The organism is Microvirga alba (assembly GCF_015694465.1).
Classification (GTDB): Bacteria; Pseudomonadota; Alphaproteobacteria; order Rhizobiales; family Beijerinckiaceae; genus Microvirga; species Microvirga alba.
Map to the genome: position 1 here is coordinate 25,919 of NZ_JADQDO010000006.1, position 21,682 is coordinate 47,600.

17 protein-coding genes are annotated in these 21,682 nt (G+C 62.5%); 12 read left to right on the forward strand and 5 right to left on the reverse strand.

The window, feature by feature from the left end:
* The first annotated feature begins 91 nt into the window (after positions 1 to 91).
* The 5 genes from I2H38_RS12920 to I2H38_RS12940 all read left to right on the forward strand — a co-directional run bounded on the left by I2H38_RS12920 (position 92) and on the right by I2H38_RS12940 (position 4,990).
* A complete protein-coding gene (locus I2H38_RS12920) occupies positions 92 to 1,162 on the forward strand; it encodes an ABC transporter ATP-binding protein (RefSeq protein WP_324617395.1) in 1,071 nt (356 codons plus the stop codon).
* A gap of 11 nt (positions 1,163 to 1,173) precedes the next feature.
* Complete coding sequence (locus tag I2H38_RS12925; protein WP_196272275.1) at positions 1,174 to 2,310, forward strand: ABC transporter substrate-binding protein; 1,137 nt, start codon at positions 1,174 to 1,176, stop codon at positions 2,308 to 2,310.
* Between the two features lie 96 nt (positions 2,311 to 2,406).
* Positions 2,407 to 3,237 (forward strand): ABC transporter permease, encoded by an 831-nt coding sequence (locus I2H38_RS12930; RefSeq protein ID WP_196272276.1) that lies wholly within the window; start codon positions 2,407 to 2,409, stop codon positions 3,235 to 3,237.
* A 92-nt stretch (positions 3,238 to 3,329) separates the two neighbouring features.
* Positions 3,330 to 4,127, forward strand: coding sequence for an ABC transporter permease (locus I2H38_RS12935; protein ID WP_196272494.1), 798 nt, complete (start codon positions 3,330 to 3,332; stop codon positions 4,125 to 4,127).
* Between the two features lie 23 nt (positions 4,128 to 4,150).
* Positions 4,151 to 4,990 (forward strand): endonuclease/exonuclease/phosphatase family protein, encoded by an 840-nt coding sequence (locus I2H38_RS12940; protein WP_196272277.1) that lies wholly within the window; start codon positions 4,151 to 4,153, stop codon positions 4,988 to 4,990.
* Positions 4,991 to 5,251: 261 nt separating this feature from the next.
* On the opposite strand, the gene I2H38_RS12945 is transcribed toward I2H38_RS12940, so the two are convergent.
* A complete protein-coding gene (locus tag I2H38_RS12945) occupies positions 5,252 to 5,692 on the reverse strand; it encodes a VOC family protein (protein WP_324617396.1) in 441 nt (146 codons plus the stop codon).
* 381 nt (positions 5,693 to 6,073) lie between these two features.
* On the opposite strand from I2H38_RS12945, the gene I2H38_RS12950 reads away from it, so the two are divergent.
* Positions 6,074 to 7,333, forward strand: coding sequence for an MgtC/SapB family protein (locus tag I2H38_RS12950; RefSeq protein ID WP_196272278.1), 1,260 nt, complete (start codon positions 6,074 to 6,076; stop codon positions 7,331 to 7,333).
* A gap of 52 nt (positions 7,334 to 7,385) precedes the next feature.
* Here the strand turns inward: I2H38_RS12950 and rpoD are convergent, their stop codons facing one another.
* Positions 7,386 to 9,386, reverse strand: a complete 2,001-nt coding sequence (gene rpoD / locus I2H38_RS12955; protein WP_196272279.1) for an RNA polymerase sigma factor RpoD — start codon at positions 9,384 to 9,386, stop codon at positions 7,386 to 7,388.
* Between the two features lie 188 nt (positions 9,387 to 9,574).
* The gene (gene dnaG / locus I2H38_RS12960) at positions 9,575 to 11,467 is read right to left on the reverse strand and encodes a DNA primase (RefSeq protein ID WP_196272280.1); all 1,893 of its coding nucleotides are present in this window, start codon (positions 11,465 to 11,467) and stop codon (positions 9,575 to 9,577) included.
* Positions 11,468 to 11,981: 514 nt separating this feature from the next.
* Here dnaG and I2H38_RS12965 point away from each other — a divergent pair.
* Positions 11,982 to 12,479 (forward strand): hypothetical protein, encoded by a 498-nt coding sequence (locus tag I2H38_RS12965; RefSeq protein ID WP_196272281.1) that lies wholly within the window; start codon positions 11,982 to 11,984, stop codon positions 12,477 to 12,479.
* A 1,458-nt stretch (positions 12,480 to 13,937) separates the two neighbouring features.
* Here I2H38_RS12965 and I2H38_RS12970 read toward each other — a convergent pair.
* Positions 13,938 to 14,393 (reverse strand): GatB/YqeY domain-containing protein, encoded by a 456-nt coding sequence (locus tag I2H38_RS12970; RefSeq protein ID WP_196272282.1) that lies wholly within the window; start codon positions 14,391 to 14,393, stop codon positions 13,938 to 13,940.
* A gap of 143 nt (positions 14,394 to 14,536) precedes the next feature.
* On the opposite strand from I2H38_RS12970, the gene carA reads away from it, so the two are divergent.
* From carA to I2H38_RS12990, 4 genes are all read left to right on the forward strand, one after another.
* Positions 14,537 to 15,733 (forward strand): glutamine-hydrolyzing carbamoyl-phosphate synthase small subunit, encoded by a 1,197-nt coding sequence (carA, locus tag I2H38_RS12975; RefSeq protein WP_196272283.1) that lies wholly within the window; start codon positions 14,537 to 14,539, stop codon positions 15,731 to 15,733.
* 181 nt (positions 15,734 to 15,914) lie between these two features.
* Positions 15,915 to 16,289 carry a hypothetical protein gene (locus tag I2H38_RS12980; protein WP_196272284.1) on the forward strand — a complete coding sequence of 125 codons (375 nt, stop codon included), beginning with the start codon at positions 15,915 to 15,917 and terminating at the stop codon, positions 16,287 to 16,289.
* A 276-nt stretch (positions 16,290 to 16,565) separates the two neighbouring features.
* Positions 16,566 to 16,685 (forward strand): GyrI-like domain-containing protein, encoded by a 120-nt coding sequence (locus I2H38_RS21005; protein ID WP_229426707.1) that lies wholly within the window; start codon positions 16,566 to 16,568, stop codon positions 16,683 to 16,685.
* 130 nt (positions 16,686 to 16,815) lie between these two features.
* Entirely contained in the window at positions 16,816 to 17,505 is a 690-nt protein-coding gene (locus tag I2H38_RS12990) for a class I SAM-dependent methyltransferase (RefSeq protein ID WP_196272285.1), read from the forward strand.
* Positions 17,506 to 17,539: 34 nt separating this feature from the next.
* Here I2H38_RS12990 and I2H38_RS12995 read toward each other — a convergent pair whose 3' ends face one another.
* Positions 17,540 to 17,935 (reverse strand): GtrA family protein, encoded by a 396-nt coding sequence (locus tag I2H38_RS12995; protein ID WP_324617397.1) that lies wholly within the window; start codon positions 17,933 to 17,935, stop codon positions 17,540 to 17,542.
* A 187-nt stretch (positions 17,936 to 18,122) separates the two neighbouring features.
* On the opposite strand from I2H38_RS12995, the gene carB reads away from it, so the two are divergent.
* Positions 18,123 to 21,593 (forward strand): carbamoyl-phosphate synthase large subunit, encoded by a 3,471-nt coding sequence (gene carB, locus I2H38_RS13000; protein ID WP_196272286.1) that lies wholly within the window; start codon positions 18,123 to 18,125, stop codon positions 21,591 to 21,593.
* The last annotated feature ends 89 nt before the right edge of the window (positions 21,594 to 21,682 follow it).

Sequence of the window (21,682 nt, forward strand, 5' to 3'; positions counted from 1 at the left end):
CTCAAGGCATCTTTTCCTTAGCCGGCAATCGTGTTCTGATGGGTTCTTAAGAGACACGTTTTAGCGTGCGATGAGGGAGGTTAAGATAGCCGTGAAGTCCGCCTCGGTTGCTATCGAAATAGAAGACCTCAAGGTCAATTATGGCGCGCAGCGCGTGCTGCATGGCGTCGACCTTGATGTGGTTCCAGGCGAGTTCATCGCCATTCTGGGCTCGTCGGGCTGCGGCAAGACCACCCTCCTGCGCACAATCGCAGGCTTCCAGAAAGCCTCAGGCGGTGCGATTCGGCTCTTCGGCAAGGACGTGGTCGACACGCCGCCGGAGAAGCGCGGCATCGCAATGATGTTCCAATCCTATGCGCTCTGGCCGCATATGACCGTCCTCGGCAATGTGGGCTATGGCCTGCGCCTCAGGGGCATGTCGAAAGCGGACGTTCGCGCGCGGGTCGAAACCGTGCTGCGCATGCTCAACCTCACTGGGCTGGAGGATCGCAAGGTCACCAATCTGTCAGGCGGACAGCGCCAGCGCGTCGCGCTGGGCCGGGCGCTGGCCATCGAGCCCGATCTGCTGCTCCTCGATGAGCCGCTTTCGAATCTCGACGCGAAGGTGCGCATTCAGGTGCGCGCGGAAATCAAATCGCTGCAAAGTCGCCTCGGCTTCACCGCCATCCAGGTCACGCACGACCGCGAGGAAGCCATGACCATGGCCGACCGAATCGTCGTGATGGATCAGGGCCGCATCGCGCAAGTGGGATCTCCGAAGGAGGTCTACGACAACCCGGTCTCGCCGTTTGTCGCGAGCTTCATGGGCGCGGACAACACCATCGATCTCGATGTCCGTCAGGGAGCGTCCGGATTGGAAGTGAGAGCAAGCGGACAAGATGCGCCGACGCTTTGGAGCGGCAGGGCGCCAATGGGCTCCGTGACCGCTTACTTTCGCGACGACGTGGCGACGATCCAGGACCTGGGCGCGAAAAGCGAAGACGCCATTGTGCTGCCCGGCACCATCACTCAGCGGACTTATCCGGGCGGACACTACCGCTATCTCGTCGCGACCGGAGACCGTCACTTTACCGTGACAGATGATCGCTATCTCGACCTCGGCAATCCAGTCGGGCTGCGCTTGCCACTGGAATCCCTCCACCTTTTCCCAAGCGCTCAATAAGGAAGACAACCATGCACAAGAGCGTCATGGCGCTGAGCTTCACTGCTGCCCTGCTGGCCTATCCGGCGCAGGCGCAAACCTTGAATGTCGCCACCGCCGGCGACCAGAACATGGTCGACTACATCAAGGATTATCTCGGACCGATGTTCGAGAAGTCGCATCCCGGCGTGAAGGTCGTGGCCGTCGGCACCGGCCCCGGTGATGGCGGCTCGCAGAAGATCTACGAGAAGCTCGATGCGCAGAAGAAGGCAGGCTCCGCCGCCGTCGATTTCGACGTGGTCGTCATCCACCAGAAGGCCGCCGGCACGATGGTGCAGGAAGGGCTGCTCAACAAGTATCGTGAGAAGATCGCCACCGGTTCTCTTGTGACGCGCGACACCGCCACGAATTCGCTCGGCGCGGACGTCTCCGGCTTCGTCATGCCGATGTTCCACTCGCAGACCGCGATCGCCTACAACCCCGACCTCGTGAAAAGCCCGCCGTCGAGCTATCCTGAGCTGCGCGAATGGGCGGCCAAGAACCCGAAGCAGTTCGGCTATAACGGCATCAAGGGCGGCATGTCCGGCGTTGCCTTCGTCACCGGCTGGGTCGCGGCCTTCGCTGGCGATGCCGCCAAGCTCGAGTCGGGCCCCTACGATGCCTCCACCAAGGCCGCGTGGGACAAGGCGATGACCGATCTGAAGGAGTTCAACAAGAACGTGATCATCACCCCCGGCAACGCGGGCACGCTCGACATGTTGAACCGTGGCGAAATCGCCATGGGTCCGGTGTGGGTCGACATGTTCTACACCTGGAAGGCCGACGGCAAGCTGCCGCCGAACATGCGCCTCAAGCTCGTCTCGCCGGGCATGCCGGGTCAGCCGATGTACTACGCGATCCCGAACAAGGCCGCGCAGGACAAGCTCGCCGCCGAGTTCGTGGCGCTCGCCACGAGCCCCGACGTGCAGGCCGAAGGCATCGTGAAGCGCTTCAACTGGTATCCGGGCATCGACGCCAAGAACCTCGAAGGCAAGCTCGACAAGGCCGCCTGGCAGGCGCTGTTCACCGACATCTCTCCGGAGGATCTCGCTGCCAAGGGCAAGCCGTTCCCGATCGGCCCCTACTTCAACGACATTCTCGAAACCTACGAGAAGAAGGTCGCCAACTAAGGCCTCGCATTTTCTTCATAAGATCCGGGGCGGCTTTTCAAGAAAGCCGCCCTTCTCCGCTCTTCACCAGTCGTAAAGACAGGGCGTTCCCCCAGTATGTCGCGACCTTCGCTCCTCGGCTTTCTTCTCATCGCACCGGCGCTTTTGATGATCGGTGTGCTGTTCCTCTACCCGCTCGGCTTTTCGCTCGCCTCCGCCGTCACGGCGGGCGGGCAATTGTCGCTGACGCATTTCGAGAAGGCCTTCGAGCTCTACTCGACCGACATCCTGTTCACGATCTTCGTCGTCATCGTCTCGACGATCCTGACCGCGATCTTCTCGATCATGATCGCAGGCGTGCTGACGCTCAGCGAAACGCCGTGGCTGGTCGCCGGTTTGCGCGCTCTTTATCGCTGGCCGCTTTTCATCCCGTTCATCGTGGCGGCGCAGTGCATGCGCACCTTCCTCGCCAAGAACGGCCTGATGAACAATACGCTCGTCGCCACGGGCGTGCTTGAACCGCTTCAAGCCACCAGCTTCCTCGACTGGCGCGGCATCATCATCACCTTCGTGTGGAAGCAGGTGCCGTTCGTGACGCTGATGCTCGCGGGCGCCATGGCCTCCATCGACAGGGCGACGATTGAAGCGGGACGCAATCTCGGCGCGTCGCGACCGCGCATCCTATGCGAACTCGTGCTGCCGCAGGTCGCGCAGACCCTGCTCGTCGGCCTTGTCCTGTCCTTCGTCACCATGCTCTCGGTTCTGTCGGTGCCGATGATGGTCGCCGGTTCCCAACCGACCATGCTCACGGTGGACATGGCCTTCCGCATCAACTCCTACGGCGATTACGCCACCGCGAACGCGCTCGGCGTCATCTCCTATGCGCTCTCGGCCGTCGCCGCCTGGATCTATCTCCGTCACAACGTCAAGCGGGAGGTCCAGGCGTGAACGATCAATCGCAATCGATTGCTTTGTCCTCTCGGGCGGCGGCGCTCCGCGGGCGACCCTCGATCCCCGCTTTCCTGGCCAGCGGCACGAAGATCGGCGGAACCCTGCTGAAGGCAGCCGCACTGGCCGTGTTCGCTTTTCTTCTATTCGGTCCGCTCGCAAACCTCGCTCTCTGGTCCGTCGCGGAACGTTGGTACGCGCCATTCAAGCTGCCCGTCAGCTACGGCATGCGTTACTGGGAGGTCGTGTTCCGGCCGACGGGCGATGCCATGTCGTCGCTCGCAACCAGCGTCAGCATTGCAAGCCTCGTCGTCGTCGTCGCGCTCGCCGTGTCGGTGCCTGCGGGATACGCGCTCGCGCGCCTGCGCCTGCCGTGGCGCACATTCATCATGATCCTGTTCCTGTTGCCGCAGGCGTTCCCGTCAGTCGCGATCTACATCAACGTCGCACGCGTGTTCTACAGCCTCGGCCTGACCGGCACGATTCCCGGCGTGGTGCTGGTGCACGCGGCGCACGGCCTCGTCTATTCGGTCTGGATCGCGGCAGCCGCCTTCGCCGCCGTCGACCGGGATCTGGAATTGGCCGCGCGCAACATGGGCGCTTCGCCGCTCCGGGCATTCGCGACCGTCACGTTGCCGCTCGCGGCGCCGGGCATCATGGCGAGCGGCATCTTCGTGTTCCTCGAATCCCTCGACGAATTCACCGGCACCTTCTTCGTCGGCGTGCCGCAGGTCACGACGCTTCCGCTGCTGCTCTACAATGCGAGCATGGGCGGCAATTACCAGATCGCATCGATCACGGCCTTGATCCTGCTCGTGCCATCGGTTCTGTTCATGCTCATCATCGAGCGTTTCCTGAAAGCGGACGTGTTGAGCAAGGTCGGCCAATAATTCCCGCGTCATTCGGACAAGACATGAAACTCATCACCTGGAATATCCAATGGGGCCTCGGCGTCGATGGCCGCCTCGATCTCGCGCGGCTTATCGACGACGCCAAATCCATCGCGGATTTCGATGTGCTCTGCCTGCAGGAAGTCTCGGACAATTTCGCAGGGCTCCAAGCCAATGGGGGCGAGAACCAGTTCGCGGAGATTGCCGCCCTGCTCCCCGGCTACACCGCCATCGAGGGCGTCGCCCTCGATGTGCCGGACGGCAATGGCGGACGCCGCCGGTTCGGCAATATGATCCTCTCCCGTCTCCCCGTCGCGCAGGTGCTGCGCCACACCCTGCCCTGGGAAGCCGACAGCACACGCAACATGCCGCGCCTGCTGCTCGAAGCGGTGGTCAATGCGCCCTTCGGGCCGGTGCGGGTGATGACGACACATCTTGAATATTCCTCCGACAAGATCCGCCGCGCGCAAGTGGAGGGCATCCGCGAGGCTCATCGCATGGCTTGTGACCGCGTGGCGCTGCCGCGAGAGAACGGCCCCGGAACCTACGCGCGGTTCCCGACGGCGCGTTCCGCCGTCCTGACGGGCGACTTCAACATGAAGCCGCATGATCCGACGAAACTGCGCCTCTCGGACGCGTATGACAACGGCGTGCCCGCTCTGATGGACGCCTGGCAGGTCCTGAACGGGGCGGACGCCCATCCGCCGTCCTTCTGCCTCTACGACCAGACCAACGGGCAGCCACATTGCTGCGACTTCGTCTTCGTGACGGAGGACCTCGCGCCACGCGCCAGCCGGATCGTCTACAATCAGGACATCCAGTCGTCGGATCACCAGCCGGTTCTTCTGGAGCTCACGCGCTGACATGGGTGTGGACGCTCGCATAGGATGGTCAGTTGCACCAATGCGGTGGCTGACGCATTTCTCGGCTCCACCGATACAGCCGAGCGGATCATGGAGGTGAGCGATGGAGGTCCTTGTCGGCTTGGACGTTTCGGTGAAGACCACCACTCGTCGGCCCCAACCATGAAATGGCCAAAGCGCCGGCTTCGGAGAGAAACCAGGGACCTGGTGTGATAGTCGGCTCACAACCCCTTGCGAACACAGCTCATCGGTGCCCAGCCTCTAAAGCCGGACGTTCAGCTGTTCCTCACGGAACACGGCCTCAATGTTGTTCCCGTCGGGATCAAGGAGAAAAGCCGCGTAATAACCGGGTGGGTATCCACCGGATCGCAGGCCAGGGCCTCCATTATCGGTCCCACCAGCTGCTAAACCTGCGCAGTGGAAAGCTTCAACTTGCTCTCGGCTATTGGCTCGAAACGCCGTATGTTGCCTGAGGCCGTGTGGATGAAAAACGTCGATCCAGAACATCGGATAATCGATACCAAAAGCGACGCCACCTAGCTCGGCATCTCCCTCCTCCGCCGGAGTGAAGTTGCGCGATATGCGCATGACCACTGCGACACCGAGCGGCTTCAATGCACCTTCGTAGAACTTTGCTGACCGGTCGATATCGGAGACGCCGATACCGGTATGATCGATCAACCAGTTACGAACCTCAGCCATGCCATCCTCCGTTCTCCCGAACGTCTGCTCATCGCAGATCGCTCCCGGCAGCGGACAATCACCTTACCACCGATCCCCCAGAAAGACTTAGTGATCGTCCACCTCACGGATGATCGCGACGCTTCCAAACAGATGACCACCTCCCAGATCGGGACGTCGTTCATCCTGTGATGAATGCCGCCCCAGCCTGCCGAGAGTGATCGCTCCCTGTCTCCGCCGTCCCGACAACAAAGTCGTTTTTCACCAATGCCCTCAGGAGAAACCTGCGGTATCCTTCGGTGCCCTCCACACTTGGGACCCACCTCCCTATCCAGGCGTGCGATCCAGCGTCATACTTGGGCCCGTGCCTCCTTTTGTCGAGGAACGTCGAGGCGTCGGCCCATGATCCAGGACCCCCTCCTTCACCGCTTCGCCGTCGCCTTTGCGATCGGGCTGCTGATCGGCCTGGAGCGCGGCTGGCAGTTTCGCGAGGAGGCCGAGGGAGAACGCACGGCGGGCTTGCGCACCTACACCCTCTCCTCCCTGCTGGGAGCGATTTGCGCGGCGCTGGCGACCTATACGAGCCCGACATTCCTCGGCTTCGCCTTCGTCGCCTTCGCCGGAGGCTTCAGCGCCTTTTCGTGGCTTGAAGCGCAGGCGGAGCGCAATTTCAGCGTCACCGGTGTCGTCGCCGCCCTGATCGCCTTCGCCCTCGGTGCCTATACCGTCCTCGGCAATCTGCAGATCGCAATTGCCACCGCCGTCACGGTCACGCTGGTCCTGGCACTCAAGCAGCCTCTCCATGCCTGGGTCAGGATGCTGACCTGGCCCGAGATCAGGTCGGCCCTGATCCTTCTGGCGATGACCTTCCTGCTGCTGCCGCTATTGCCTAACCGGACCATCGATCCGTGGGACGCCATCAACCCGGCGGCGATCTGGCTCCTCGTCATCATTCTCGGCGGCATTTCCTTCGTCGGGTACTTCGCCATCCGCATCATGGGCAGTCAGGCGGGCGTCGCCATGGCGGCGCTCGCGGGCGGGCTTGCCTCATCCACCGCGACGACCCTGACCCTCAGCCGCCTCGCGAAGCAGAGCCCGTCATCAAGCACCTTGGTTGCCGGCGGCATTCTGCTGTCGGGTTCTGTGATGGTGGCCCGGATCCTCGTTATCGCGAGCGCCATCAACACAGCGCTTCTCATTCCGCTTGCCTGGATGCTCGGAACGGCAGGGCTCGTCCTCGTGTTCGGGGCCGCGTTCCTGCTGCTTGGGCGCAGCTCGGATTCGGCGCATCCCGACCTGCAATTGAAGAACCCGCTCGATCTGCGCGCCGCGTTCCAACTGGCCGCCCTCGTCGCGGCCATCAGCTTCCTGGCCAAGATCGTGACGGCCTATGCGGGCGAAACCGGCCTGAACCTCCTCGCAGCGCTCTCGGGCATTGCGGATGTGGATGCCATCACCCTGTCCTTCTCCCGTCTGTCGCAGGGCAGCATCGGCTTGGTGGCGGCCGCCGGCGGCATCAGCATCGCGGCAGCAGTCAACACCATCGTCAAAGCCGGCATGACCTTCGCGGTCGGCACGCGCCAAGCGGGCTGGATCGTTGGCGCCGTCAGTGTCGCCGCCGTCGCGGCGGGCGGCGCGGCTTACGCGTTCTTCGTCGCATGAAAAAGGCGGGCTTGAGGGCCCGCCTTGGATCTTTGCATGCTCATCATGCTCTTTAGTTATCCAGGAAGCTCCGAAGCTTCCGGCTCCGCGAGGGGTGCTTGAGCTTGCGCAAAGCCTTCGCCTCGATCTGACGGATACGTTCGCGCGTCACCGAGAATTGCTGGCCGACTTCTTCCAGCGTGTGATCGGTGTTCATGCCGATGCCGAAGCGCATGCGAAGCACGCGTTCTTCGCGCGGCGTGAGCGAGGCAAGCACGCGGGTCGTGGTCTCGCGCAGGTTCGACTGAATCGCGGCGTCGATGGGCAGAATCGCCATCTTGTCCTCGATGAAGTCGCCGAGGTGTGAATCCTCCTCGTCGCCGATCGGCGTCTCGAGCGAGATCGGCTCCTTGGCGATTTTGAGAACCTTGCGCACCTTTTCCAGCGGCATGGCGAGCTTCTCGGCCAGCTCTTCCGGGGTCGGCTCGCGGCCGATCTCGTGCAGCATCTGGCGCGACGTGCGGACGATCTTGTTGATCGTCTCGATCATGTGCACCGGAATACGGATCGTGCGGGCCTGATCCGCGATGGAACGCGTGATCGCCTGCCGAATCCACCAGGTGGCATAGGTCGAGAACTTGTAGCCGCGACGGTACTCGAACTTATCGACCGCCTTCATGAGGCCGATATTGCCCTCCTGAATCAGATCCAGGAATTGCAGGCCGCGGTTCGTGTACTTCTTGGCAATCGAGATCACGAGACGCAGGTTCGCCTCGATCATCTCCTTCTTCGCCTGCCGGGCCTCGCGCTCGCCCTTCTGCACCATCATGACGATGCGGCGGAATTCCTGGATTTCCAGGCCCGTCTCGGAGGCGAGGTTGTGGATCTGCTCGCGCAGGTCGTGGATCTGGTCCTTGCCCTTGGCGACGAAGTCCTTCCAGCCCCGGCCACCGAGCTTGGAGACGCGCAGCACCCATTTCGGGTCGAGTTCCCACCCCTGATAGTGCCGCAGGAACTCCTCGCGAGCGACGCCATGGCTTTCGGCGAAGCGCATCAGGCGACCCTCATGCGAGATGAGCCGCTTGTTGATGTCGTAGAGCTGCTCGACGAGCGCCTCGATGCGGTTGTTGTTGAGCGAGAGCGACTTCACGCTCGTGACGATGTCGCTCTTGAGCGTCTTGTACTTGCGCTCCTGGGCAGGCGTCAGCTGCTTGTTCTGCAAGCGCTGCTCCACATGCTCCACCTGGAGGCGACGCAGTTTCTTGTAGTTGTCGGCGATGGAGTCGAAGGTTTCGAGAACGCGCGGCTTCAACTCGGCTTCCATGGCCGAGAGCGACACGTTGTTCTCGAGGTCGTCGTCGTCCATCTCGCCTTCGGGCGGGTTCACGCCCTCGGCGTCTTCAGCGCCGGCTTCTTCCTCGCCCTCGCCGTCGCCCAGACCATCCACCTTGGGCGCGCCCTTGCCGTCCGGGCCGGCATAGGTGGCTTCCAGATCGATGATGTCGCGCAACAGCACCCGGCCTTCGACGAGTTCGTCGCGCCAGATGATGATGGCCTGGAAGGTCAGCGGGCTCTCGCAGAGGCCCGCGATCATGGCTTCGCGGCCAGCCTCGATGCGCTTGGCGATGGCGATTTCGCCCTCGCGGGAGAGAAGCTCCACCGAGCCCATCTCGCGCAGGTACATGCGAACCGGATCGTCGGTGCGGTCGGTCGGCTCCTTTGCCGTCGTCTCGCGGACGGCAACGGCGCGGGTCTGCGACGCCTCGACGAGATCGCCGCCCTCGGCTTCCTCTTCCTCGGCTTCCGCCTTCTCGCCCTCTTCCGCCTCTTCGGACTCGACGACGTTGATGCCCATCTCGGAGAGCTGGCCAAGCACGTCCTCGATCTGCTCCGAGGAGAACTCCTCGGACGGCAGAACCTCGTTCAATTCGTCATATGTGACATAGCCGCGCTTTTTCGCGAGCTTGATCATCCGCCGAACGGCGGCATCGGTCAGGTCAAGCAAAGGCCCGTCGCTCTGTTGCTCCGGAGCCGCTGTCTCAGCCTCGTCCCGTTCGGTTGCCTTCGTCGCCATGCTTTGCACTACTCCAGCGTCTCACCGGCCCCCCAAACAAGCCCGATGATACGCGAATGGGCGGCAAAGCTCCGCGGCCTCACCACCCGAAATCCGTTCCCGACAATAAAACAGTGAGTCGCTTGACTAACCGTTAACCATCCCCCGCTCAACCCGCAGCTCTGCCCATGCCGCGTACCGACCTTCATTCACTGTTCGCGACGGACAACGTTGTTGTCCAGGTCGGCCTCGGCACCCTCGACGGAGGACAGCTGGTTTTGGACCTCTCGCAGCCAGGCGAGATTGGCCTCATTGTCCTCTTCGGCGAGCGCGCGTTCAGCAGCCCGAAGTTCGCTATGTAACGTGCGTGCGCGCCGATGCAAGGTGATCGCTTGTCTCAATGCGTCCTCAAGCCGCATTGGATCGGCATGCGGATCGAGCATCCAGCGGTCCCCGGGGCGCACCAGAGCCGTCAATTTGTCCGCTACCGGAAGCAATCCACCCCGCTCCAGGCGGACCTGCATGACGGCAAGATCGGCAGGTTCGCCGCTGGCGGCGCCATCGAGCAGAAGGCTCCGGAGCGCCTGCGGCCCCCTCCCCTCAACCTCAAGCTCCGCAAGGGTTTCAGCATGGTTTTGCAGCAATTCCGGATGGGCCAGGAAGGCGCATAGGATCATCGCTTCGCGCGGACTTTCCGCCGATCCGCCCATGAAAAGCGCGCTGCGCGCCAGCAGCGGCGAGACACTCAAACGGGCACTCGGCGTCGTTGGGGAAGGCCCCCCACGCTCCCGCCTTCCGCCGCCGCCCTGGCGATTAAATCGGGCCGCGCGCGGATCGGGATTCTGGGCCGCGATGCGGGCCTGAACCTCTTCTCGGTAATACCGTTTCAGGGTTTCGTCGCGAATCAGTGCAAGTGATTCGCGCAACCGATGCTCCAGGGCCGCCCGTCTTTCGGGCGTGTCGAGCGGCCCGACTTCGACCTCCCGCGTCCAGAGCATGTCGACCAGCGGCCGGGCGGAGGCGAGCACCCGCTCGACGGCAGCGGATCCGCCGGCGCGGGCGAGATCGTCCGGGTCCTGCCCCTCGGGCAGCATGGCGAAGCGCAGGGACTTGCCGGGGGTCAGGCTCGGCAGAGCAATGTCGAGCGCGCGGAAGGCCGCCCGCCGCCCCGCCTTGTCGCCGTCGAAGCAAAGAATGGGCTCGTCGGACAGACGCCAGAGCAGCGCAAGCTGATCCTCGGTCAGTGCGGTGCCGAGGGGCGCCACTGCGTTGTGAAAGCCCGCGACGCTCAGCGAAATCACATCCACGTAGCCCTCGACCGCGATCACGGTGCCCCGATCGTGGGCGGGCTGACGGGCGAGATGGTAATTGTAGAGGAGCCGCCCCTTGTTGAAGAGCGGCGTATCCGGCGAGTTGAGGTATTTCGCCGGCACGTCCGCGCTCATGGCCCGCCCGCCGAAGGCGACGACCCGGCCGCGCAGATCGCAAATCGGAAACATCACCCGGTCACGGAATCGGTCGCGCAGCACCGTCTCGTTTTCGCTGGAGGTCAGAAGGCCCGCCTCGTCCATCATCTCGATGGAGACGCCCTTGCCCGCAAGGTGGTCGCGCAGGGCGTAACGGTCCGGCGGGGCATAGCCGATACCAAAGCGCGTCTGGGTATCCACGCTCAACGAGCGCCCGGCGAGATAATCCCGCGCCTTCGCGCCGGAACGGCCCTGGAGTGCCGCCTGGAAAAACTCCGCCGCCAGCTCCATGACGTCATAGAGGCTCTTGCGCTTCACCTCCTGTTCCCGGTCCTCCTGGGAAAGGGTCGGCAAGGGAACACCCGCCTCCGCCGCCAGCCGCTCCACGGCCTCGGGGAAGGAAAGCCCCTCCGTTTCCATCAGGAAGGTGAAAATGTCGCCGTGCTTTCCGGACGAGAAGCAATGATAGAACTGCTTCTGGTCGTTCACATAAAAGGACGGCGTCTTCTCCGCGTTGAACGGCGACAACCCCTTCCACTCCCGCCCCGCCTTTTTTAGACGCACGCGCTTGCCCACGACCGCCGAAGCCGGCAGCCGAGCGCGGATCTCATCAAGGACGTTGGGCGGGTAGCGCACGAAGCGAATTCTCCAAATATGTTGGATAGTCTAGAGCGGCACACTAGGGAACGACACGCGTCGGCTTGCGCCCGCTATTCACAGCGTGCGGTCAATAGAGCCCACCTGCGGGGATGCCTAGCCCCGCGACCAGGGCGTCGCAAGCGCCACCTGGATCACAGCCCCCGCACCTCGGGCCAGGCGCAAAACCGAGGCGATGATGGGGCAGGTCGAGGTCAGCGGCGAGTTTGATATCGCTTCACAGCTATTGGCGGCACGGCGCGGCACAGCTCGAAGAGGATAAGGAAGTAGAGGCGTCGATCTACTTCCGAGATGTGCCATTTCGGGACATTGCCTACATTTCTCCGTCGGAATGCGTGGATGGCGTTGCTCTCCGGGTTCCCGATGGCATGATACACATCTCCCTCTCACCGGAGAAATGTGAGAGATATAAAGGCTTATCTGGGCACTTTCCCTCGACAAGGGGTAGAAGCAGGCACCCCGAATATTCCTGGGACATTTTAAGGGACAGCACGTGAGCAGCGCAGAAAACGAGAAGAATCTCCAGCGGGTCCTTTACCGCGAGGCTTTCGAGCGCCGCGACATTGCAGCCGAAGCAGAGAAAAGAGCACAGGAAGCTGACGCAAGAGCGTCCCGAAAATATGGCTCTCTGAAGAAATGGCTTCAGATCCGCGACAGCATCCCGCCTATTTTATATGACTTAAATAAAAGACTCTCCGTAATCGGCGCAGAAATCAGAGTAAGCCAGACCATCCCACATGATTACTCTCATCCTGGCTATCCATCCATTGGCCGTGGCCGGCTCGATTTTTTCATAGATGGGAAGAGGACAACCCGTGTAATGGAGGCTGACCTGTCGGAAAGCGGGATCGTTCATCTTTACATGTACCTTCCGAAAGAGACCAAGCGCTTGGAGATTGACATTTCGGAGATCGACAGGGATCGCATCGAGGCGCTACTGATCGAATTCGTCAATCTGGCAACTCAGGATGACTTTCCTATCCGGACATAAGCCAGCAAAGCGGCAAATTTCACACTGTAAATTCCGAGAAGGAACGGGGCTAAGCAGTTTCGTTTGAGTTCTTGAGGCCAAGCTGAGGATATCGGCTAGCAATCTCGGCCTAACAAAAGACTCCGTTTGAGGACTCCCCTTGGTGAGGGCCCATGCGAGGCTGGGGCATGCGCACTGGCATCTCCATTACCCTGACGGCGTCCGACCGGCTTCGCCTTGAGGCTGCGCTGGCAACCGGAATACGGCTCCCGTCTGGCTTGGGCGTCGAAGGGCAACGCACAGCAGCGCTGTCATACCTGAATGGCGTGTGCGAATTTCCGATAAGCCCCTTTATGGAACCGGATAAAATGTCGTTTCCGCGTATTCGGAAGATGATTTCCCAAAACTCCCTCTGTAAACATCAAGTCTAAACCGCTCTGGCGGAGACCTCATGTTTCATGTGAAGACTCGGAACAACTGCCGAAAAAAAATGCATGAAGCAGGGGGTATGCGATGGCGTGGTTGGCATGAAGGCCCAAGGACAGGCGTCGGCCACCAGGTCAATGGCGGCAATTCCAGATGGCCACTGCCGTTGTCGGGATCACCCATAGAGCGGCGGCCGTCCTGGCCTTTGTGAAGGGTGCCTCCGCCTCTGAGCAGCGCGGCGACGACTGGGCCATCGAGCTGGAGCGGGAGCCGGCAAATCCGCATCACGGCAGTGCCATCGCTGTCTATGGGCGCAGGACTGAGAGGCAGAAGCGGTGGTTTCGATCAGAGGCTATTGAGCCGCAAGCAGGTATTTGTTCCCTTTTTGTTCTTGACAATTGTCCCAACCTTGGCTATCTCTCTTCCTGTCCCGACCCACCGAGGGGCGCGCTCGCGAGGCGTCGTGATTGTGGGGTCGGGCACGGTCCCGCGAGTGGGGGTACGCAACCCCATTCGGCGGGAGGCCCAGGCTGTGCCGAGGGCTCAGGTTTGTCCGGGGCCGCCCGTCTCTCGCAGACGGTGTCCGCCACGGGCAGCTGTTGGAGCCAACGCCGCCTGTCCGCCTAAAAGAACCGTGCGCGAGGTGCCTGCCGGCTCTCACATCTCATTGCCATCATCGAGCCGGACCGCACGTCGCGCCACCCTCGATCGCTTCTCAGGCTTGGGGCTTTTTCAGCCCCGAGCCCAAAGGCGCTTGTTCTTTGAAAACCAGCACCCGCAAGGCCATGTTCAGGCGCGCGCCTGCTCCCTCTCCCGGGGGAGAGGGTTGGGGTGAGGGGTTGCGCCCTCTTGCGGATAAGGCGCAACCCCTCACCCTCGCTTCGCTCGACCTCTCCGCAACGGGAGAGGTGAAGACGGCGCGCGCCCGGGAATGGACACCCTCCGCCGTTACTCCGGGGCCGCGTCAGCGGAGCCCGGGATCGTTGTCCGGGAAAAGCGCCCTTCCCGTCACGCGATCCCGGATCGCTTTTGGGCATCCGGATGACGAGGAGCTCACCCCTTCGGCAGCAGGTCCTTCACGATCCCGCTCGCCTTGCCGAAATCCATCCGGCCTGCGTATTTCGCGCGCAGCAGGCCGACGACCTTGCCCATGTCCTTCATGGAAGCGGCACCCGCTTCCGCGATGGCGGCTTCGATGGCGGCCTTGGTCTCGGCGTCATCCATCTGCTTGGGCAGGAAGGAGGCGATGATTTCGGCCTCTTCCTTTTCCTGCAGGGCGAGCTCGGGGCGACCACCCTGCTCGTACATGGTGATGGATTCCTGGCGCTGCTTGATCATTTTCTGCAGGAGCGCGAGAATTTCGTCCTCGGTGGCCTGGCCTTTGCCCGCGCCGCGAGCCTCGATGTCCTTGTCCTTGAGGGCAGCCTGAATCAGGCGGATAGTGCCGAGCCTGCGCTTGTCGCCGGCCTTCATGGCCTCTTTCATTTCCGTCGTGAAACGTTCGCGCATGGCGCATCTCCTTTTATTTATAAGGCGCTTGAGCGTTGACGTGGCGCGAGCGGACCCTTAAGTCACGGGGATAGTTCAAGGGCGGCCCATGGTGGCCTGCTCAAGCGCGGCCCATTGGGCTCGGACTTAAAGAGATCATGACGATGCTGCAAGACAAAGACTCAGCGAGTGGCTGGACGGAGCCGCGCGCAACGGCTGTTCTCGTGCTCCAAGACGGTACGGTGCTGGAAGGTTTCGGCATCGGCGCGGTGGGCGAAGCGACCGGCGAGGTCTGCTTCAACACGGCGATGACCGGCTATCAGGAAATCCTGACGGACCCGTCCTACGCCGGCCAGATCATCACCTTCACCTTCCCGCATATCGGCAATGTCGGCACGAACGAGGAAGACATCGAGAGCGTCAACGCCGCCTCGTCCTCCGGCGTGCGCGGCGCGGTCATGGCGGCCACCGTCACCGACCCGTCGAACTGGCGCGCCTCGCGCCATCTCGATGCGTGGCTCAAGGCCCGCAACATCGTCGGCCTGACCGGCATCGACACCCGCGCCCTGACCGCGCTGATCCGCGAAAAGGGCATGCCGAACGCGGTCATCGCCCATGACCCGAACGGCGCTTTCGACATTCCGGCCCTCAAAGCCAAGGCTGCCGCCCTGCCCTCCATGGACGGCCTCGATCTCGTGCCCATGGTCACGAGCGCCCAGCGCTTCGACTGGGACGAGTCCACCTGGACGCTTGGCGAAGGCTACGGCAAGCAGACCGAATTCAAGCACCACGTGGTCGCCCTCGATTACGGCGTGAAGCGCAACATTCTGCGCCTTCTCGTCCGCGCCGGTTGCAAGGTCACGGTCCTGCCCGCCACCGCGACGGCGGAGGACGTTCTGGCCCTGAAGCCCGATGGTGTCTTCCTCTCCAACGGCCCCGGCGACCCGGCAGCGACCGGCGAATATGCGGTGCCCGTCATCAAGAAGGTGCTCGAGGAAAAGATCCCGACCTTCGGCATCTGCCTCGGCCACCAGATGATGAGCCTCGCCGTCGGCGGCAAAACGAAAAAGATGCACCAGGGCCACCATGGGGCGAACCATCCGGTGAAGGACAAGACCACCGGTAAGGTCGAGATCACCTCCATGAACCACGGCTTCGCGGTGGACCCGGACAGCCTGCCGAAAAACGCCGTCGAGACCCACGTCTCGCTGTTCGACGGCTCCAATTGCGGCATCGCGCTGACCGACCGCCCCGCCTTCTCGGTGCAGTACCACCCCGAGGCCTCACCCGGCCCGCAGGACAGCCACTATCTCTTCGACCGCTTCGTGAAGCTGATCGAGGACAACAAGGCTCAGCGATAGAGTCAGACTCTCGCCGTCATGGCCGCCCCGCCGGAGATCGTGCCGGCCATGACGGAACCGCATCGCGCCAAAGGTTCCATCCCGCGACAATGCGGATCATTGCCTGCCTTCCGCAAATCAAGTTAACCAGTCGTTAACCATTAAAATTGACGATGCGAAACTTGAATTGGGGGCTACTCCGATGACAGCCGATAAAGATGCGGGCCATTTCAGCCGTTTGCATGAGGTGTTCACTTTTCATCTCGGCGTAGCGGTCACCCTGTCCTGGCTAACCTCGCTCTATGCCGCGACCTACGCTCCTTGGGTGCGCAACATCCGCCCCCTGATCGATCCGTCCTACGCGGGTCAGGCGGAAAGCACCTGGTCGTTCCTGTTCGCGTTTCCGGTCGTGCTGAGCGTCGCTTGGGTCATGTCCTTCTCGGGCCGCGAGATCCTGCGCCACGTGAAGATGCTGAAGAACCAGAAGGTCGAGTTCGGCATCGCCGCCGCCGTCGCCTTCGCCCTGTTCTATCTCTCCATCGACCGGGCGGTCGCAGCCCTTTTGATCGCGTCCTAACGCGCTCCTTCAGCCGCCTCGGCTCGCGCAAAGTTCGCAACCATGATCAAATCGAAGTCCGTAATGTCGGGCTTCGGAGTGATCCATGCTGCAGACCAAGCCACAGACACGCCTCGAATACGGCCGCCGCGTCGAGCGGGTGATGGCGTATATCGCCGACAATCTGGACGACGATCTCTCGCTTGAACGGCTGGCGGAGATCGCCTGCTTCTCGCCCTACCATTTTCACCGCATACCGGGCTTGAGGAGGTTTATCGCCAGCTCTACCGCGATTGGCTGCCCGGCAGCGGCGAGGAAGCGAGCGACCAGCCTGCGTTCGAGAACTACCTCAACACCCCGCGCGATACCCCTCCCTCGGAGCTTCTCACCGAGGTCAACCTGCCGCTGAAGGGGTGAGGCCGAAGAGACGCGATGGCCGGGCCCGTCCCGGCCAATCCCCACGGCATGAGGAATTAAGGGCTTTCATCGCGTCCCGCTCTGGGGCAGGTTCTCTCCCACCTCAACCCCACCGGACGACCTTCTCTTCATGAACTGGCGCGATTACTGGAACCAAGACACGCCGATCTATGCGGGCGAGCGGCACAAGCTCCTGCATTATCGGCTTGTCGCCAACGACATCATCGATCTCGTCATATCGCCCGGCGCGACCGTGCTCGATTACGGCTGCGGCGAGGCGTTGTTCGCGGATCGGGTCGCGGCGAAATGCGGCGCGCTCTATCTATGCGACGCGGCGCCCCTCGTTCGGGACCGCTTGCGGGACAAGTTCGGGACGAACGGCAAGATCACGATTCTCGCGCCGGAAGATCTGGGGGCGCTGGCCGATGGCTCCTTCGATCTGATCGTCGTGAATTCGCTGCTGCAATATCTCTCCCTCGACGAGTTGCGCGGGATCCTGAAGCTCTGGCACGGCAAGCTGAAGGCGGATGGCAGGCTCGTGATCGCCGATGTCATCCCGCCCGATGTCAGCCCGCTGACCGACGCCACGGCGCTTTTGTCCTTCGCCTGGAAGGGCGGCTTCCTGAAATCCGCCCTCTTTGGCCTCGCACGCACCGCCTTTTCCGATTACCGCAAAATCCGCGAAGAGATTGGTCTGTCACATTACAGCCAAGCAGACATGCTCGACATCCTGCGCGATGCCGGTTTCGCGGCGGCCCGCCGTGAGCGAAATCTCGGGCACAACCAGGCCCGGATGACGTTTGTGGGACGGCCGGTCTAAGGCTGCCCCCGCCCGACCATCATGGTGCTGCGATCTAAGCGAACGTCCAGGCCTTATGGGCCAGAAAGCTCCACAGCATCACGATCCCCGTCGTCACCAATTGGGCGGGGATGTAGGGCGCGCCGAGCCCGTCGACGAAAACGTGCATGAACAGCCAGGTCAGCAGAAAGCCCACGAACGCGACCAGCGCAAAGCGCCACGTCGCCTCCCGGTGCGGGCGGTCGCTGTCATAGGTGTGCCGCCGGTTGAGGGCGTAGGACACCACCCCACCCGCGACATACCCGGCAAGCGTCGCAGGAATGGGATCGACTCCCGCGCCCTCGACGAAGCCGATCAAAAGGCCGTAATGCACCACGGCGGCAGCCAGACCCACGCCGAAAAAGGCGAGGAACTGGCGGACGAGGCGCGGCAAGGATGGAAATGTCGTCACATCCTCTCGTTAGCGCCTTCGGGCGGCGCGGTCACGCATTTCATGGATGCTCGGCGTCTCCTTAGCACTTCCTTTAAAGAGGAAGGCCGTGTAAGAGCCTCACTCAACCTTCAATCCGATACCAAGCCAGCTGCGCTCGAAGCGCCGCATTATGCGGCCGTGCGGCTGGCTACGCCTAGGTGGGCCCATGCCGAAACGGACAGACATCTCCTCCATTCTCATCATCGGCGCAGGTCCGATCATTATCGGACAAGCCTGCGAATTCGATTATTCGGGAACTCAGGCCTGCAAGGCGCTGAAGGAAGAGGGTTACCGTATTATCCTGGTGAACTCGAACCCCGCGACGATCATGACCGATCCCGATCTCGCGGACGCAACTTATGTCGAGCCGATCACCCCGGAAATTGTTGCCAAGATCATCGAGAAGGAGCGCCCCGACGCGCTTCTGCCCACCATGGGCGGCCAGACGGCGCTGAACTGCGCCCTGTCGCTCAAGAAGATGGGTGTGCTCGAGAAGTACAAGGTCGAGATGATCGGTGCGACGGCGGAGGCCATCGACAAGGCGGAGGACCGCCACCTCTTCCGCGAGGCGATGACCAAGATCGGCCTCGACACTCCGAAATCCCGCCTCGCCAACGCCTCGGCTCTCAAGAAAGCCGATCGCGACGCCTATCTTGCCGAACTCGCGCGAATGGAAGCGCTCGACATTCATCCCGGCGACAAGAAGCGCATGATCGCCGCTTACGAACTCAGGTGGAACGCGGCCGAGAACGAGCGCCGCAAGCGCTATCAGGAGCACGCCATGGGCGAGGCTCTGCTGGCGCTCTCGGAAGTCGGGCTTCCGGCGATTCTCCGCCCCTCCTTCACCATGGGCGGCACCGGCGGCGGCATCGCCTATAACCGCGAAGAGTTCCTCGACATCGTCGAGCGCGGCCTCGATGCCTCGCCCACGAACGAGGTGCTGATCGAGGAAAGCGTCCTCGGCTGGAAGGAATACGAGATGGAGGTCGTCCGCGACAAAGCGGATAACTGCATCATCGTCTGCTCCATCGAGAACATCGATCCGATGGGTGTGCATACGGGCGATTCGATCACCGTGGCGCCTGCGCTCACGCTCACCGACAAGGAATATCAGATCATGCGCGACGCCTCGCTGGCGGTGCTGCGCGAGATCGGCGTCGAAACCGGCGGTTCGAACGTGCAGTTCGCGGTCAACCCCGAAAACGGCCGCATGATCGTGATCGAGATGAACCCGCGTGTGTCGCGCTCCTCGGCGCTGGCCTCAAAAGCGACGGGTTTCCCCATCGCCAAGGTCGCGGCTAAGCTCGCCGTCGGCTACACGATGGACGAGATCGCCAACGACATCACCGGCGGCGCAACTCCGGCTTCGTTCGAGCCGACCATCGACTACGTGGTCACCAAGATCCCGCGTTTCGCTTTCGAAAAGTTCCCCGGCGCCGAGCCGACGCTGACCACCGCCATGAAATCGGTGGGCGAAGCCATGGCCATCGGCCGCACCCTGCCGGAATCGCTCCAGAAGGCCCTGCGTTCGCTGGAGACAGGCCTCACCGGCCTCGACGAAATCGAGATCGAGGGTCTCGGCAAGGGCGACGATAAGAACGCCATCAAGGCGGCGCTCGGCACCCCGACCCCGGATCGGCTCTTGAAGGTCGCTCAGGCGCTTCGCCTCGGCATCAGCCATGACGAGGTCTATGAGTGCTGCAAGATCGACCGCTGGTTCTTGGAGCAGCTGCAGCACATCGTCGATCTCGAAGCCAAGGTAAAGGCCCACGGCCTGCCCCACACGCCGGGCGCGTTCCGCAACCTCAAGGCCATGGGCTTCTCGGATGCCCGCCTTGCGGTGCTCGCAGGTACGACCGAAGCCGAAGTGCGCACGCTCCGCCGCTCGCTCGCCGTCCGCCCGGTTTTCAAACGCATCGACACCTGCGCGGCGGAATTCGCCTCTCCCACCGCCTACATGTACTCGACCTACGCGGCCCCCTTCGCCGGTCAACCGGCTGATGAGGCCAGGCCCTCAGACACCAAGAAGGTCATCATCCTCGGCGGTGGCCCGAACCGCATCGGCCAGGGCATCGAGTTCGATTATTGCTGCTGCCATGCCTGCTTCGCGCTGAAAGATGCCGGGTATGAGACCATCATGGTCAACTGCAACCCGGAGACGGTCTCGACCGACTATGACACCTCCGACCGGCTCTATTTCGAGCCGCTGACACAAGAAGACGTTCTCGAAATCATCGAGACCGAGCGCTCCAAAGGCACGCTCCACGGGGTCATCGTGCAGTTCGGCGGCCAGACACCGCTGAAGCTTGCCCATGCCCTGGAAGAGGCCGGCGTGCCGATTCTCGGCACCTCACCAGACGCCATTGACCTCGCGGAGGACCGGGACCGGTTCAAGCGCCTGCTCGACAAGCTGCACCTCAAGCAGCCCAAGAACGGCATCGCCTATTCCGTGGAACAGAGCCGCCTGATCGCCGCCGATCTCGGCCTGCCCTTCGTGGTGCGCCCGTCTTACGTGCTCGGCGGCCGGGCCATGGCGATCATCCGCGACGAGACCCAGTTCGAGGATTACCTGCTCGGCACCCTGCCGAGCCTGATCCCCTCGGACGTGAAGGCTCGCTATCCCAACGACAAGACCGGCCAGATCAACACCGTGCTCGGCAAGAACCCGCTCCTGTTCGACCGCTACCTCTCGGACGCGATCGAGGTGGACGTGGATTGCCTCTCCGACGGCAAGGACGTGTTCATCGCCGGCATCATGGAGCACATCGAAGAGGCGGGCATCCATTCGGGCGATTCCGCCTGCTCGCTGCCGCCGCGCTCCCTGTCGCCGGAGATCATCGCGGAACTGGAGCGCCAGACAAAGGCGCTGGCGCTGGCGCTCGAAGTCGGCGGCCTGATGAACGTGCAATACGCCATCAAGGACGGCGTCATCTACGTTCTGGAAGTGAACCCGCGCGCCTCGCGCACGGTGCCTTTCGTGGCCAAGGTCATCGGCGAGCCGGTGGCCAAGATCGCGGCGCGGATCATGGCGGGCGAAAGCCTCGCCAAGTTCAGCCTGACCCCGAAGGAGTTGCCCCATATCGGCGTCAAGGAAGCGGTCTTCCCATTCGCCCGCTTCCCCGGCGTGGACGTGTTGCTCGGCCCGGAAATGCGCTCGACCGGCGAGGTCATCGGCCTCGACCGCAGCTTCGGCGTCGCCTTCGCCAAGAGCCAGCTCGGCGCCGGCAATCAGGTGCCGAAGACCGGAACCGTCTTCGTGTCGGTCCGCGACTCGGACAAGGAGCGCATGCTGCCGACCGCGCGGATGCTGCAGGAGATCGGATTCCAGATCGTTGCAACCGGAGGTACCCAGAAGTATCTTGAGGAAAACGGGATCAAGGCTACCCGGATCAACAAGGTGCTCGAAGGCCGCCCGCACGTGGTCGACGCCATCAAGAACGGGGACATTCAACTGGTCTTCAACACCACCGAAGGCGCAGGGGCCCTGTCAGATTCCCGCAGCCTTCGCCAAGCCGCCCTCTTGCATAAGATACCCTACTACACCACTCTTGCAGGGGCGATCGCTGCAGCCGAAGGCATCAAAGCCTATCTCGGCGGCGATCTCGAGGTCCGCGCGCTTCAGGATTATTTTGCCTGAGGCATACGGCCTTCATTGGAACTGCGAAGCTTCAAGGAAGTTTTCGTTGATAAGCGAGGGCGTCGGGAACGGCGGCCTCGTACCTCTTT

Coding starts and splice junctions, on each gene's coding strand:
- I2H38_RS12925 (WP_196272275.1), top strand. CDS start 1,174: ATGCACAAGAGCGTCATGGCGCTGAGCTTCACTGCTGCCCTGCTGGCC.
- I2H38_RS12930 (WP_196272276.1), top strand. CDS start 2,407: ATGTCGCGACCTTCGCTCCTCGGCTTTCTTCTCATCGCACCGGCGCTT.
- I2H38_RS12940 (WP_196272277.1), top strand. CDS start 4,151: ATGAAACTCATCACCTGGAATATCCAATGGGGCCTCGGCGTCGATGGC.
- I2H38_RS12945 (WP_324617396.1), bottom strand. CDS start 5,692: ATGGCTGAGGTTCGTAACTGGTTGATCGATCATACCGGTATCGGCGTC.
- I2H38_RS12950 (WP_196272278.1), top strand. CDS start 6,074: ATGATCCAGGACCCCCTCCTTCACCGCTTCGCCGTCGCCTTTGCGATC.
- rpoD (WP_196272279.1), bottom strand. CDS start 9,386: ATGGCGACGAAGGCAACCGAACGGGACGAGGCTGAGACAGCGGCTCCG.
- I2H38_RS12970 (WP_196272282.1), bottom strand. CDS start 14,393: ATGCGCGAACGTTTCACGACGGAAATGAAAGAGGCCATGAAGGCCGGC.
- carA (WP_196272283.1), top strand. CDS start 14,537: ATGCTGCAAGACAAAGACTCAGCGAGTGGCTGGACGGAGCCGCGCGCA.
- I2H38_RS12980 (WP_196272284.1), top strand. CDS start 15,915: ATGACAGCCGATAAAGATGCGGGCCATTTCAGCCGTTTGCATGAGGTG.
- I2H38_RS12990 (WP_196272285.1), top strand. CDS start 16,816: ATGAACTGGCGCGATTACTGGAACCAAGACACGCCGATCTATGCGGGC.
- carB (WP_196272286.1), top strand. CDS start 18,123: ATGCCGAAACGGACAGACATCTCCTCCATTCTCATCATCGGCGCAGGT.